This window comes from Mesorhizobium sp. M8A.F.Ca.ET.161.01.1.1 (assembly GCF_004792105.1).
Lineage (GTDB): Bacteria > Pseudomonadota > Alphaproteobacteria > Rhizobiales > Rhizobiaceae > Mesorhizobium.
Genome location: NZ_SRTD01000008.1, coordinates 12,838 through 26,190, shown reverse-complemented (window position 1 = coordinate 26,190; position 13,353 = coordinate 12,838). Strand labels below are relative to the sequence as shown.

Sequence of the window (13,353 nt, the reverse complement as noted above, 5' to 3'; positions counted from 1 at the left end):
CCATGGGTTTGGTCCTGCTGGAGCGGCGGGACCGTCTTCGCCAGGCGATTTCCTATTGCCGGGCGAAGGCGTCAGGCCATTGGAGAAGCACGATGGACGGCGCGGACCTGGTTCCGCAATACGACTTCGCCGGCATCTGCCAGGCCTATTTTCTGATCGAGCAGAGCTATGCCTTCTGGGAGGCATATCTGCGGCTGGCCGATCTGCATTACGATCACTTTTTCTATGAGGATCTGTTGGACGATCCTCGTCCGTACGTCGCGTCGGTGGCTCGGCAATTGTCAATGGAAATGCCGGACGGAGAGTTCGAGACGAATTTGCGCCTGCAGCGGGACGACCTCACCGAAGATTGGGCCGAGCGGTTCCGCAACGACGTCAAATCGGAAGACCTACTGGCGCATCTGCCCAGGAAGGTGGCACCGCGGAATATCAGCAACCTCGCCCGGTTCCTCCTCAAGAAGCAGATGCGAACCGGCCAGGCCTGAATGCCTCTTTAGTCTCGCCAAGGGCAATTCCAGGAAAAGTGCATAGCGGTTTTCCCGGGAGAAGCGCGTAGCGCTTCCCCTTGGGAATTGCGTGAAAACAAAGAGTTAGAGCGGGTCAGCGATTCCGTGAAATGCTGAATCGGCTCGGGTGGACAGGTTCCTGCGTGGGCCGGATCAGCAACCGACTTTTCGGTTTCAGGCTGGAGCGGGTAGCGGGAATCGAACCCGCGCGTTCAGCTTGGGAAGCTGACAGGCTACCATTACATCATACCCGCGCTGCAGCCTCGTTATCATGACGGCATGGCTTCGGGCAATCGCAAAGCGGTGTCACGACGCGGGCTTCGCCAACTCACCTGGTGACGGTCGGCGCCTGCTCCCTGACCTTTGCGACTTCGCCGCCGGCGGCGAAGCTCGGCCAGTATTTCGAGATGGCCAGCGTCGCGCCGGCGGAAGAGAAATGGCCATAGTCGAAATAGAGAAACTGCTTGCTGGTGGCATCCGCATAGGAACAGCCGGCGGCGTCGCACAGATAGGTAAGCGGATCGATGAAGGTCGCGCCTTTGGCGAAGGGCTGCACCTGCTTGTTGATGTCGGGATCCATGGCCATCGGCCAGGATGTGTTCACGGCGCCCTCGTGTTTTGCAAAGAAAGCGATCTTCTGGACGTCGGCGATGAACTCCGGAGACTGGCCGATGACATAGACCTTGACACCCATGTCGCGCAGCCGGTCGATCGTCGTTTGCAATCCGTCGAAGCCCCTTGCCTGGTAATCCGTCCATCGTCCGCTCAGGATCACCGCCTGGATATTGGCATCGCGGATGATCGACAGCGCCCGTTCGTTGAAGCGGGTGCAGGCCGGCCGGGCATAGGAAAAATAGGACAGGTTGGGTGGGCAGCCGGCATAGGTATATTGGATGACGTTGGCCTCGATTTTCTGCGCGTTGGCCTCCAGGCCCGAAACATAGTGAGCCGCGAAGGAATCGCCCCACAACAGCACATTGGTGGGAAAGCCGTGCGTGCGCGTGCAGTCGGCAAGGTTCCAATCCTCGATCCGATTCCCGCCTTCGTTGAAGCAGACGCCGTTGCGCCAGTCACCCACCAGGATGCGTTGCGTCGAGAAATCAGGGAACCGCTGCGGAAAGCCGTTGCCGAGCACGCCGGCCAGACCGCCGACGCACAGCAGGGCAATCGCCGTCGCCGAAAAGGCGAAGATCGGCAGCGGGGCGGTAAAGGGTCGCTTCCGCCGGAAAGGCTGCTCGACATATTTCCACGAGAAGGTCGCCAGGGCGAAGCTCGCCACCGTCATCGCGACGATCGTCGGCACCGAGATGGCTTTCAGCGAGAGATAGTGGACGAAGGAATTGATCGGCCAGTGAACAAGGTAGAGCGAATAGGAGATGAGGCCGACCCAGACCATCGGAGAGAATTGAAGCACGCGCGTGGCGACAGGCACGGGCCGGTCGGGGTGATTCTGGCCCGCATAGATGAGCAGAGCGGTTCCGATGCAGGGAAACAGGGCGTTGTAGCCAGGAAACGGATCGCTCTCCGAAATCGTCAGGAAGCCGAATGCAAGCAGGGCAAAGCCGGCCAGGCCGACCAGTTCCGTTGCCGGCCGGCTAGCTAGTGGCGGCGGCCTTTTCAGCATCAGCATGGCGCCCAGCGCCAGTTCCCAGACACGTGTCGGCAAGAGGTAGAAGCCGGCGGTCGGCGCCAGCGTCGTCGCCATGACCGCCAGGGCAAAACTGCCGATGGCGATCGGCAGAAGTATCGTCAGCCAGCGCTTCGACGCATACCGGTAGATCAGATACACAAGGATCGGCGCGAAGATGTAATACTGCTCCTCGACCGAAAGCGACCATGTGTGCAGCAGCGGCCGCAGTTCGGCGTCGATCGAAAAATAGTTCGTCGTCTTCCAGAAATAGATGTTCGACCAGAAGGTCGAGGCCGCGATCACGCTGAGGCTGAATTCGTGCAGGTCCGACGGCAGCAGGATGAACCAGGCCGCAATGCTTGCAAGCAGGATGACGAAGGTCAGCGCCGGCAGGATGCGCCGTGCGCGACGCCAGTAGAAGCGTCCGATCGAGAATTGGCCGCGCTCGAGATCATCGAGCAGGCTGCCGCTGATCAGATAGCCCGATATGACGAAGAAGATGTCGACGCCGGTGAAGCCACCGGGAATGGCGGACACGCCGAAATGGAAGAGCACGACGGGCAGCACCGCAACGGCCCGCAGGCCATCGATATCACGCCTGTAATTCATTCGACCGGTCCGTATGCCGTGGCCGGCGATGGTCGTGCGGCGGAGCCTGAAATGCTCCTCATACGGCAATCCCCGGTCGTGCGAAAAATCGTGGCTCGTGGGTCCCACGGAATGTGCTCTGCAGCACAACTTTGCTGCACTGCAACATACATGTCAAGACGAATGCCAGGCTTCGAACGCTGGCGACGCCGATTTGCCGGAACGGGATGAATCAGGCGCCGGGCAGGTAGATCACGGCGTAGTCGTCGGCATAGGCCCGCTTCCAACCCAGTTCATCGAAGAAGGGGATGCGGGTGTCATCGGCTGTGAGCAGTGCCCAGCTGATGGCGTATTTCTTCAACTGGGCCGCGAGCAGCGGTTTTCCGCCGGTTTGCCCCGTCGCCTCATCCGTTTTCGTGAACCCGTCCTGGAACAGTTGGTCCGTCCTGCCGTCGATATAGGTCTTGATGTCGTGGAAAATCAGCGTGCCGCCGAAATTGTAGGAGTTCATCACGTTGCCGGACAGGTGGTGAGCGCTGGCGAACGCAAGGGCGCCGCTGGCCGATGTCGTCGGGCTCGCTGCGACTTGGTAGGCATTGTTGAGCGCAAGGATCGCGCCGACCAGCAACACGGCCGTCGCGCCGCAGAGCAGATGGAACCGGCTGGCGAAGAATTTTTCCAGTACGTCACGCTTTTCGCTCAGCCAGGCGTCGGCTGACAGGGAGGGGTACTGGCGCGCGACTTCGACCGCCACCACCACGGGAACAAGCAGGAAGAACAGATAGACGAAGCGCTGGTGCGACAGGTAGACATGCAAGGTGAAGACGACGAACAACGCCTTGGCCCAGCCGATCCGCAGCCGTGACGTTATAAGCCCGAAAAGCGCCACTAGTATAGCGGCTTCCTGCAGATCCTGTTCCTGGACATTGAACGGCCGCCACTCCAGGATCAGCGGTACTGCTTCATTGCCATGGGCGACGGTGAACGTGGCCAGAATGGCTTGCACACCATAGGGATGGATCAGGCTGACCAGCGGACAGAGCAGGCCAAACGCAACCCACTTCGTCAAAAGAGCGGGTTTCGACAGGCCGGTGCGCGCCACGAGATCGAGACCGGCGAAGGCGGCGATGACGAAGCTCAAGGTGAAGGTAGCGTGCAGGTTGGCCCAGAGCACAACCAGCGCGAGGAGCCACCACGGCGGGGCCTTCTCCTCCGCCGATGCACGAAACAACACCGCCGTCCACGTGACGATGATCGGCAAGGTGAAGACGTGGGGACGCGCCGTATAGACAGGTGCGATCAGGATGGCCAGGATGAACGTCAGCGCTACCGCCAGTACCGGCTTCAGCCACGCGCTGAGGAACCATGCCGTCACGGAGACTGTCAGCCCTATCGCGGCGATGATCAGCGTGGCGACACCAGTCCATCCGCCGCTACGGTAGGCAAGGCTCAGAAAGACCTGCCCCAGCCATTCCTTTGCGATCCACGGATGCCCGGCAAAAGTGTAGGAATAGGGATCGACCGTTGGAAATGCCCGGTTTGCCAGGAAATCCAGCCCGACTTTCACGTGCCACCAGCTGTCGGGGTCCTTGAGGGTCGCGCCCGCGAATGGGGCCAATCCAGCAGCTGCAATGGAGGCGGCAAACAGGCAGAATATCAGCCTGATGCGCTGTGCATCCTCGAGCCGCGACGTGGTCGGAACGATTGCCTCAGCCTGGTTCATGTCGCGCTCCGGGCCATTTTGCCTCTATTCTTGTCAACCGATCGGGGCATCCGCGCCGCCGGCGGAGAACGAAACGGGCTTAGCCGGAATGAAAAACGGCGGCGAACAGCCGGTTTCCCGCCAGATGGACAAACGGTTTTCGATGAGAGCTCCAGCCCGGCTGGAATGACCGCATATCCCAGCGTCGTGCGCAACAGGCCGACGGCGTCGGATAACAGCATCCCCGGACAGTCAAACGAGCGGCTTGACCACATGCGCAAAATATTGGGCTCCAACAGGTATCTTGGTCAGGAAACGCTCGAACGGCCGCAGCCTTGCAAGCGGTCTGGGAAAGAAAATCCGATAGACGATCCGAGTGCCGGAAAGACCCGCCGCGGCCATTCGCCTGCGTATCTCTGGCGAGCTTATCAGGACCGCGTTCTCGTCGAAGGCGCAATTCCTTACCGCGTGGGTGGTCAATGGATTCCACGGATTGTGCTCGAAGACAAAGAAACTGCCGCCATTGGCCAGCACCCTGCCGATCTCGGCGAACAATCCGATCTGAAGGTTTTCGGGGATGTGATGGAAAACGCAAGCCGCGAAGACAAGGTCGAAGCTATGGTCGGCGAAGGGGATTGTCTGGCCGTCGAAATGCGTGAACGCGGCCTGATCGGGGAAGCGCTTGCTGGCGATGTCGAGCGATTCCCGCGAAGGATCGAGCAGGACGATCTCGCTGTCGGGAAACGCTGCGCGCATATGGCCGAGCGAATTGCCGACGCCGGCACCGAAGTCGAGGATGCGCCTGGGTTTCACGCCGGCCCGTCTCAGTGTCGCCGCGACGTCGTCGATCTTGTATTTCGCGAAGAAGTCCGGCGTCTCGCCACTAAGCCTTATGCTCGCGGCATGCTGCTCTTGGTACTCGCGCGCAAACTGGTCGAATTCGGCCTCAAGCACGGGCGGCTCTCTTCGCCATCTCCTGCAGACGATGCGCGGGCAGACCCTGGGCTGGCTCGCTGCGCGAAACGATCTCGTTGACGAAATAGAGCGGCCGCCGCTTCGTTTCCATGTACATGCGGCCGAGATACTCGCCGAAGATGCCCAGCACCAGAAGCTGTACGCTGCCCAGGATAAGCATGATCGCGGCAAGGCTCGTCCAGCCGGGCAGCACATTGCCGAGAGACCATTCGAACAGCGTATAGCTGAGCACGACCAGGCCGAGCAGGCCGAACATCATCCCCAGCAGCGAGGCAAAGCGCAAAGGCACGATCGAAAAGCTGGTCATTGCGTCGATCGCCAGAAGAACCATCTTCTTCAGCGGATAGTGGGTGGTGCCGGCAAAGCGCCGGTGCCGTTCATAAGGGAAGGCGACCTGCTTCAGCCCGATCCAGCTCACCATGCCGCGAATGAACCTGTAGCGTTCGGGCATTGCAATCAGATGGTCCAGCGCACGGCGGCTCATCAGCCGGAAATCTCCGGAGTCCGGCGCGATCTCGACATCGACCATCCTGCCGAGCAGGCGGTAGAACATCGAGGCGGAGGCCAGCTTGAACCAGCTCTCGCCCTCCCGTTTCACCCTTTGGCCGTAGACGACGTCGAAGCCCTCATCCATCTTCGCCATCATCGCCCCCAGCAGTTCGGGCGGATCCTGGAGATCGGCGTCGAGAATGAGAATGCGCTGGCCGCGGCAGAACTCCAGCCCGGCGCTCAAGGCGATCTGGTGGCCGTAGTTGCGTGCAAGGTCGATGGCGACCACATGGTCGTCCTTTTCGGCCAGGTCGAAAATGGCCTCGCGGGTGCCGTCGGTCGCTCCGTCGATGACGAGCACGATCTCGTAGGGGAGGCTTTGCTCGAGGCATACCGCGCCGACGCGTCGATGAAGCTCGGCCACGCCGGCGCGTTCATTGTAGCAAGGCACGACGACCGACAACATGGGTGCGCGGTGCGCGCCGATTTTTCCCGTTCCCGCCAAAGCCTGGCTCCCACTGTGGAGATGACAATAGCAGCAATTGGTTAGAAAACAGATAAGTCAGGAGCCGGCGTGGCCACTGGCTGGCTGGCCGATATGCGTTCGGCGCCGTCAACGGCCGGGTCACGAACGAACCGGCAGTTCCATGCGGATGCGGGCACCGCGCCATGAGCCCGCCAGGATACGGATGGTTCCCTCATGCAGCAGCGCGATCTGCCGGGCGAGATTCAGTCCCAGCCCGGCCCCGCGCGATTGCGGCTGCAGGCGATAGAAGGGCTCGAACACATTCTCGCGCTCTTCCACGGGAATGCCCGGGCCTTCGTCGCGCACCTCGATGCCACCCGTCCGGTCGATCGCAATCGTGATGGTACCGCCGCCGCCGCCATGCTCGATGGCGTTGCGCACGAGGTTGGCGAGCGCCCGCTCGATCTGCAGCACGTTGACTTCGACGCGTGTCTTGTCGGGCGACGGCTCGAAGGCAAGGTCGTAGCCGGCCTCGATGGCGAGCGGCGCGAAGTCGGCCGCCACCCGGCTGACAAGATCGTCGAGATCGACGATCTCGCGCTGGTCGGATGGGCGGTCGAGCAATTGATGATCGAGCAGTTGCTGTGCGAGATGCGACAGGCGCTCGATATCATGCAGCAGCCGCGTGCTTTGCGGCTCCTGCCGCAGCAGCTCGGCGCGTGTACGCAGGATGGCGATCGGCGTGCGCAGTTCGTGCGCCGCGTCGGTGAGGAAACGGTTGTGCCGGTCGTACCCCTGCGCGAGGCGCGCCAGAGCCTCGTTGAAGGCATGCACCAGCGGCGCGATCTCCTGCGGCACGTGCTTGACCGGCAGCTGCATCGCACGGGTGCCGATATCGATGCGCGCCGCCTGGCGGACGGTTTCGACAAGGCCGGCAAGGGAGCGGCGGACCACGGCCGGCGTCGTCACCAGTGTGGTGGCGCCCATGACGAGGACGATGGGCAACAGCAGGATCGCGATGACGAGCGCCAGCGCCGGCAGCGCGCGTTCCCAGTTCCTGCTGCCGTCCGGATACCGGGCGACCTCCACCGTGGCCGAAATGTTGATCTCGAGCCCGTCGGTCTCCTGGCGCGACGACTGCGTCGCGGCGATGATCCGTACCGCGCCGGCTTTGGTCGAAGCGTTTTCGATATAGGCTTCCGGCCGCATGTCCTTGTCGGAGAATCCGATCGTGGCGTGGTCTGCCTCGCCGAGCAGGACGCCGAAGTCCTTGGTGTAGACATCCGGGATCGTGCCGGAACGGACGCTCTGCCCGCTATCGTCGCGAACGATGTACCAGACATTGGGGAAGCTCTGGCGGAACGCGGTAAGCTCTTCCGTTTCACGGACGACCAGCCTGCGGTCCTTGTCGCGGTCGACGGCATCCTTGACGGCCGCGACGGCAGCCTCGTTGTCGATGAGCAGGCTCGGATTGGCGATCCAAAGGGCTGCCGCGCACAGCACGATGAAGAGGAGCAGCGTCGCCGCCTGCAGCAGGATCAGCCGGCGGACCAGGACCCATTGCAACGAGCGTGCGCGCACTTTCTTCACGAGGCTGCCCGCAGGAGATAGCCGAGATTGCGGATCGCTCGTATCTCGATGCCGGCGGCGACATCGTCGAGCTTGCGGCGCAGCCGCGACACATGTGCGTCGAGCGCATTCGAGCCGATCTCGTCGTCCAGGGCGTAGACGGCCTCCTCGAGAGCGCTGCGCATGATGGTCCGGCCCGGCCGGCGGATCAGCGTTTCAAGCACCAGCCTTTCACGCCGGGGCAAATCGAGCGCGTGATCCTCGACCAGCGCCTCGCGATGGCGGAAATCATAGGTGAGGCGGCCGACCATCGTCTGATTGGCGCGCGAGGTGAACGAGCGGCGGTGCAAGGCGTGGAGCCGCGCGACGAGTTCCACCGTGGCGAAAGGCTTGACCATGTAATCGTCGGCGCCGGCATCGAGCCCGGCAACCCGGTCCTCCAGCCCGCTCATCGCCGTCAGCGCGATCACCGGCACATCCAGATGCAGGGCGCGCAGGCGCGGGATCAGGCTGAGGCCATCGCCATCCGGCAGCCGGCGGTCCAGCACCACGGCGTCGTGATGGCCCAAACGAGCCACCGCCTCCGCATCGGCCAAGGTCGCGGCATGGTCGACGATGATGTCCAGGCGCTCCAGAGCGGCCTTCAGCACGGAGGCCATTTCCGGTTCATCCTCGATCAGCAGGACGCGCATTGGCGTTCTCCTTAGCGCGTGGCCGCGGAATTTGCGGCACGGCGGTTCACTCGCATTCCAGCTTCGGCCGGCGGAAATTGGTGATGAACCAGCGGCCGCCGGAAGCGCGGGCGTAAAATGTGTAGAAGCATTCCTTGCGCTCGATATAGCCGGGCGTTTCGGTCTCTTCATAGACGGTTCGGTGTTTTGTGTGGCGAACCTCGCCGCTGGATGTCCCGGAAACGCTGACGTCGAGACCTGGCGCCACTGATAGGCGCGTTCTCCCCGGCCGAGGTCGACGATCGCCGTTGGCGGCCCGTAATCCAGAACGACCGATTCGACCGGCTGTCCGACATAGTTCTTCATGATGTCGGAGGCGCAGCCCGCCAATGCGAGCGCGATAGCAATGAACAATAGCTTGGACGTCCGTCGGCCCGGGCGATGCGTGGACATTGCTGATTCCCATGGTGAAAATTCACGCAGGCGACCTAGATTGCGAAGATTACATCGACATTGCGACAAGCATGGAATGCTTCGTCGCCTCGGGCGGGATGTCTGCGTCCAGGCATCAAGAACAAGAAGATCGCGCGATGCCGCGGCCATCGCGCGATCGAGGTCGGCCGCCTGCTGTTTCTAGAACCGGTAGTTGATGCCGGCTTTCAGCTCATGGCTGCCGATCGTCTCCTTGGACCTGCCAAGGGCCGACGTCGTTTCCACGTCGGGGGTGCGGACATAGTCGTACTCGACCTTGGCCGAGAGGCCGCCGGCGAAGCCCTGCTCGATGCCGGCGCCGACGAGGTAACCGACCTTCCATCCGTCGCTGCTGCTCACGCCGTCGCCCTTGTCGAACCTGGTCATGGCCACGCCGCCGGTTCCGAACAGCAGCGTCTGGTCGAAGCTCACGCCGGCCTTCGCCTTGGCCGCGCCACGCCATTTTTCCTTGATCTTGCCGCCCTGGACATTGTGCTCGGCACCGCCCAGATAGGAACCTTCGATCTCGGCGCCGAGAACCGCCGGGCCCATCTGCTGGTTGTAGCCGGCCTGAACGCCGCCGCTGAAGCCGTTTCGGCCGGCGAACGGGTTCGGCATTCCCGTGAATGCCGTGCCGCCATGGACGCCGACATAGGCGCCGCTCCATTGGGAGGCAGGAGGGTCGTTGTAGGCAGGCGAGAGGTCGGGGGCTGTTGCCGGCCCGAGGAGGCAGACGGCAAGGGCACCCGCCGTCAGGACGATCTTTGCTTGAGGGGACACTGCATTACTCCAACACAAACGCGCATCCGCACCCGATACGCTGGTTAACTGCTGAGGACCCTGACCATTGGGGCGGTCAGCTCCGATTGGTGTCTTTCTGGATGGCCGCGCGGTTCTGGGACCGGCTTTCGCCGGCTATGTGGTACGGGTAGATCGCCGCGCGGTCCGTCACCTGAAAGACGCCTGGTATCTCGCAAGTGAAAATTGCACGCACATTGCGCAAAACTGGAAAACGGCGATTTTGTGCTTTATTTTCAATAAATTAAAATGAAATTGTTTACCCATATTTAGGAATTGCGAATCTCGGGCAACCGGGAAACTCGATCACTTGTTTGACATGAACAGGCTTCCCAGTTGCCCGCCTCACGCGCGGAAGCGTACAAAATCCGACGGCAATCGGCCTCGAGGGCGGGGCTTCCGTTCGCTGGTGCCAGGCAATTCGGGGGAATTTGCTTTTGCGAATCATTTATTTCCATTCGGACACGCATCCATATGACAAGGCGATCTACCCAGGCGTGGGCCCGGCCTTCGCCAGGCCGTTGTCATGGGAGGCCCGGCCGATCAGCCAGATCGGCAGGGGCGATTGCGAGGTCGCCGTCGTCGACAATCGCCTGGAGCCCGGAGACGTCGAGGTGCTGAAAAAGCACCTGACGGTCCCCGCAAGCGACAGGCCCGTGCTCTTCTTCCGGGTCAGCGATTCGGACATGCCGGAGACAACCAACCCCTGTGTCAGGTTCATCTTCGATTGCGCCGACCATCCCAGCGTTCACTATGCCACGACCTATGATCCCGAGGGGCCATTCCTGGCATTCGTAGGGACGCTGAAAGTCTCTCGCGTGGTCCATTTGCCCTATCCCTACGATACCTCGCGGGAGGTCGAGATTCCCTTGGCCGGCCGTCGCCGCAGGGTCTTCCTGTCGGGCAGCAATTCCAGAACATTATACCCGGTGCGCTATGCCTTGCGTCGCCGGCGTGCGCGCTTTCCTTGGCTGCGGCTGTTCATCTTCGACCTGAAGCATCCGGGATATCCCGAACATGGCAAGCCACCCCGTCATGACTTCACGCATGCGCGCTACATCGGTCTTGCGGCGCAATTCAGCCACTTCTTCCTTTGCGGGACGCGCTACAATGTCGAGCTGATGAAATATGTCGAATGCGCCTATGCCGGCTGCGTGCCGGTCGGGGTGCCGGCAGGCTCGCTGGATGCGGTTGCCGGGCGGTATTTTCGCCCATATGGCGGTCATGGGCTCGATCTCCTGAAGGATCTCTGCCAGCCCCTGCGGGAGCTCGAGGAACGGGCGGCCGGATACAGGGCGGCCATGCGTGAACTTCGGTCGCCCGCCAGGATCATCCGCGATTTCACGGCAGAGGTCAGGGGCATCGAGGGCAAGTGATCGACATGGACAGGCAACGTCCGGAGGCAGCGCCGGATGGCGCCATCGAACCTGTCGTCAATGCCGTTTGGATCGGAGCATCCCTGGACGACCTGCATGCCGCGTGCCTGCGTTCCTTCGTGCTGGCGGGCCACCGGGTGCATCTTCATTGTTACGACACCCCACGCAATGTTCCGCCCGGCGTCGAAACGGTCGACGCGTCGAAACTGATGCCAAGGGAGCGGATCGTCTACTACAGGTCGAACGGAAGTCCGTCCCTCTTTTCCAATCTCTACCGCTTGAAGATCCTGGAAGCAGGGCTCGGCCCGTACGTCGATTGCGACGTGTTTTGTCTCAAGCCCATCCCGAAACAGGACTATATCCTTGGTTACCAGTCCAGCGACCAACTTAACGGCGCCGTGCTGAAATTGCCGGCCGGCAGCCAGACACTGCTTGAGATGCTGAAATTCGCGGAAGATCCGTATTACATCGTGCCCTGGCTCAACCGCTCCAGGCTGATGCGCTACAGGTTGCGCAAGTTCATCGGCCTGCCGATCCACATTTCCAACTATAGCTGGGGCAGGCTGGGCCCCGAGGCGCTCACCTATTTCGCCAGCAGAACCGGCGACATCGGTCACGCGGTTCCCATCGACGTCTTCTATCCGCTTAGTCACCATCAGGTCGCAATGCTGCTCGATCCGGACCTTTCGCTTTCGGATATCGGCACTCCGCGTACGCTGTGCATTCATCTGTTCGACCATACGCTCCGCCAGTGGATGATTGGCCGCACCGTTCCACAGGGCTCGCCTCTGGGGCAGATGCTTGAGCGCTGCTGGCTTTCCACGGCAGCCGGACGCTAGCAACGGTCCTGGCTCGTGCCGGCTTGCTGGATGGCCGCCAAGCACGTATCTCTTGGCCGTGCCCATGAGTCCGGGCATCTCAATCGGGAGACGGCCTTGACCACACTGACGCGCTTTCTCGGCGACTCGCCGCTCAGGGTTGTCCTGAAGCTGCTGGTGGTATCCTTTCTCGTCGGCCTGGTCATGAACGCCTTCGGCTGGTCGCCGATGGACGTGTTCTACGGCATCCAGAAATTCTTCATCGACATTTGGAATCTCGGCTTCCATGCCATCGACCGCTTCCTCGGCTACATCCTGCTCGGCGCCGCGATCGTCGTGCCGGCCTTCATCCTGCTCAGGATCGCCAACTATCGGAAATGACTTTCAGGCATAACCCGATGCCACCTCGAACAGGATGGCGTGGCGCGCGGCAAGTGCCGGCACATCGGTGGAATAGCCGCCGCCGATGACACCGCAGACAGGAATGCCGAGTGCCCGAAAATGGCCGATGACCATCTCGTCGCGCGCGCGCAGGCCGTTGTCGGAAAGTGCCAGCCTGCCGAGCCGGTCCTCGGCATGGACGTCGACGCCGGCATTGTAGAAGACGATGTCCCAACGCGCTCTGGCCGAGAGCTCCGGCAGGATCGCGGCCAGCCTTTCGACATAGGCGGCGTCGCCCGTGCCGTCGGGCAGCGCGACGTCGAGGTCCGAGGCGATCTTGCGGACGGGGTAATTGCGCTCACCATGCATGGAAAAGGTGAAGGCGCGCGGCTCATCGCTCAGAACGTCCGCCGTGCCGTCGCCCTGATGCACGTCGAGGTCGACCACCAGGATGTTGTGTGCGGCGCCCTCTTCAAGCAGAACCAGCGAGGCGACGGCGACATCGTTGAAGGTGCAGAAGCCGGCGCCTTGCGCGCGCCGCGCATGATGGCTGCCGCCGGCGGTGTTGCAGGCGATGCCGTGGCGCAAGGCAAGCCGCGCCGCCGCCACCGTGCCGCCGGCGGCAAGCTGTGCGCGCAGCGAGACGCGCGGGCCGACCGGAAAACCGATCTCCCGCTCGATTTTTTCAGGCACGGCGCAGCGGATGACCTGGTCTACATAGTCCGCCGCGTGGGCGAGCCCGAGCCATGACGCGGGCGCGGGTTCGGCTGTGTTGAGCGCCCCGGGGCTGATCAGGCCGCGTGCCCGCAAGGCCTCCATCAGCAGCGGATATTTGCTCATCGGAAAGCGATGGTTGGTGGCAAAGCCGGCGTCGTAGTCGGGGTGGTGGACGATCTGCAGGGGCATCGACTGG

Annotated in this window: 12 protein-coding genes, 1 tRNA gene and 1 pseudogene; 4 read left to right on the top strand and 10 right to left on the bottom strand. The window is 62.2% G+C overall.

Going from position 1 to position 13,353, the window contains the following annotated elements; translation table 11 throughout:
• Positions 1-2 precede the first annotated feature (2 nt).
• Positions 3-485 carry a Stf0 family sulfotransferase gene (locus EN804_RS38055; RefSeq protein ID WP_245511999.1) on the top strand — a complete coding sequence of 161 codons (483 nt, stop codon included), beginning with the start codon at positions 3-5 and terminating at the stop codon, positions 483-485.
• 201 nt (positions 486-686) lie between these two features.
• On the opposite strand, the gene EN804_RS19980 is transcribed toward EN804_RS38055, so the two are convergent.
• The 9 genes and pseudogenes from EN804_RS19980 to EN804_RS19935 form a co-directional block, all read right to left on the bottom strand.
• A tRNA-Gly gene (locus EN804_RS19980) sits at positions 687-760 on the bottom strand.
• 74 nt (positions 761-834) lie between these two features.
• Entirely contained in the window at positions 835-2,745 is a 1,911-nt protein-coding gene (locus EN804_RS19975; protein WP_135920999.1) for an acyltransferase family protein, read from the bottom strand.
• Between the two features lie 211 nt (positions 2,746-2,956).
• Entirely contained in the window at positions 2,957-4,447 is a 1,491-nt protein-coding gene (locus EN804_RS19970; RefSeq protein WP_135920997.1) for a hypothetical protein, read from the bottom strand.
• A 231-nt stretch (positions 4,448-4,678) separates the two neighbouring features.
• Positions 4,679-5,380 carry a class I SAM-dependent methyltransferase gene (locus tag EN804_RS19960; RefSeq protein WP_135920994.1) on the bottom strand — a complete coding sequence of 234 codons (702 nt, stop codon included), beginning with the start codon at positions 5,378-5,380 and terminating at the stop codon, positions 4,679-4,681.
• Positions 5,373-6,356, bottom strand: coding sequence for a glycosyltransferase family 2 protein (locus EN804_RS19955; RefSeq protein ID WP_127870820.1), 984 nt, complete (start codon positions 6,354-6,356; stop codon positions 5,373-5,375). Before EN804_RS19955 ends, EN804_RS19960 begins: the two co-directional genes overlap by 8 nt.
• A gap of 159 nt (positions 6,357-6,515) precedes the next feature.
• A complete protein-coding gene (locus EN804_RS19950) occupies positions 6,516-7,946 on the bottom strand; it encodes a HAMP domain-containing sensor histidine kinase (RefSeq protein ID WP_135920991.1) in 1,431 nt (476 codons plus the stop codon).
• Positions 7,943-8,617 (bottom strand): response regulator transcription factor, encoded by a 675-nt coding sequence (locus tag EN804_RS19945; protein ID WP_135862036.1) that lies wholly within the window; start codon positions 8,615-8,617, stop codon positions 7,943-7,945. The genes EN804_RS19950 and EN804_RS19945 overlap by 4 nt, the downstream gene beginning before the upstream one ends.
• 46 nt (positions 8,618-8,663) lie before the next feature.
• Positions 8,664-9,049, bottom strand: a pseudogene (locus EN804_RS19940) (hypothetical protein).
• A 180-nt stretch (positions 9,050-9,229) separates the two neighbouring features.
• Complete coding sequence (locus EN804_RS19935; RefSeq protein ID WP_135920989.1) at positions 9,230-9,847, bottom strand: outer membrane protein; 618 nt, start codon at positions 9,845-9,847, stop codon at positions 9,230-9,232.
• A gap of 455 nt (positions 9,848-10,302) precedes the next feature.
• On the opposite strand from EN804_RS19935, the gene EN804_RS19930 reads away from it, so the two are divergent.
• From EN804_RS19930 to EN804_RS19920, 3 genes are all read left to right on the top strand, one after another.
• Entirely contained in the window at positions 10,303-11,241 is a 939-nt protein-coding gene (locus EN804_RS19930; protein ID WP_135920987.1) for a hypothetical protein, read from the top strand.
• Between the two features lie 5 nt (positions 11,242-11,246).
• Entirely contained in the window at positions 11,247-12,080 is an 834-nt protein-coding gene (locus EN804_RS19925; RefSeq protein WP_135920985.1) for a galactosyltransferase Lgt5, read from the top strand.
• 96 nt (positions 12,081-12,176) lie between these two features.
• The gene (locus EN804_RS19920) at positions 12,177-12,440 is read left to right on the top strand and encodes a DUF6460 domain-containing protein (RefSeq protein WP_135920983.1); all 264 of its coding nucleotides are present in this window, start codon (positions 12,177-12,179) and stop codon (positions 12,438-12,440) included.
• Positions 12,441-12,443: 3 nt separating this feature from the next.
• Here the strand turns inward: EN804_RS19920 and EN804_RS19915 are convergent, their stop codons facing one another.
• The gene (locus tag EN804_RS19915; RefSeq protein ID WP_135920981.1) at positions 12,444-13,346 is read right to left on the bottom strand and encodes a histone deacetylase; all 903 of its coding nucleotides are present in this window, start codon (positions 13,344-13,346) and stop codon (positions 12,444-12,446) included.
• Positions 13,347-13,353 lie beyond the last annotated feature (7 nt).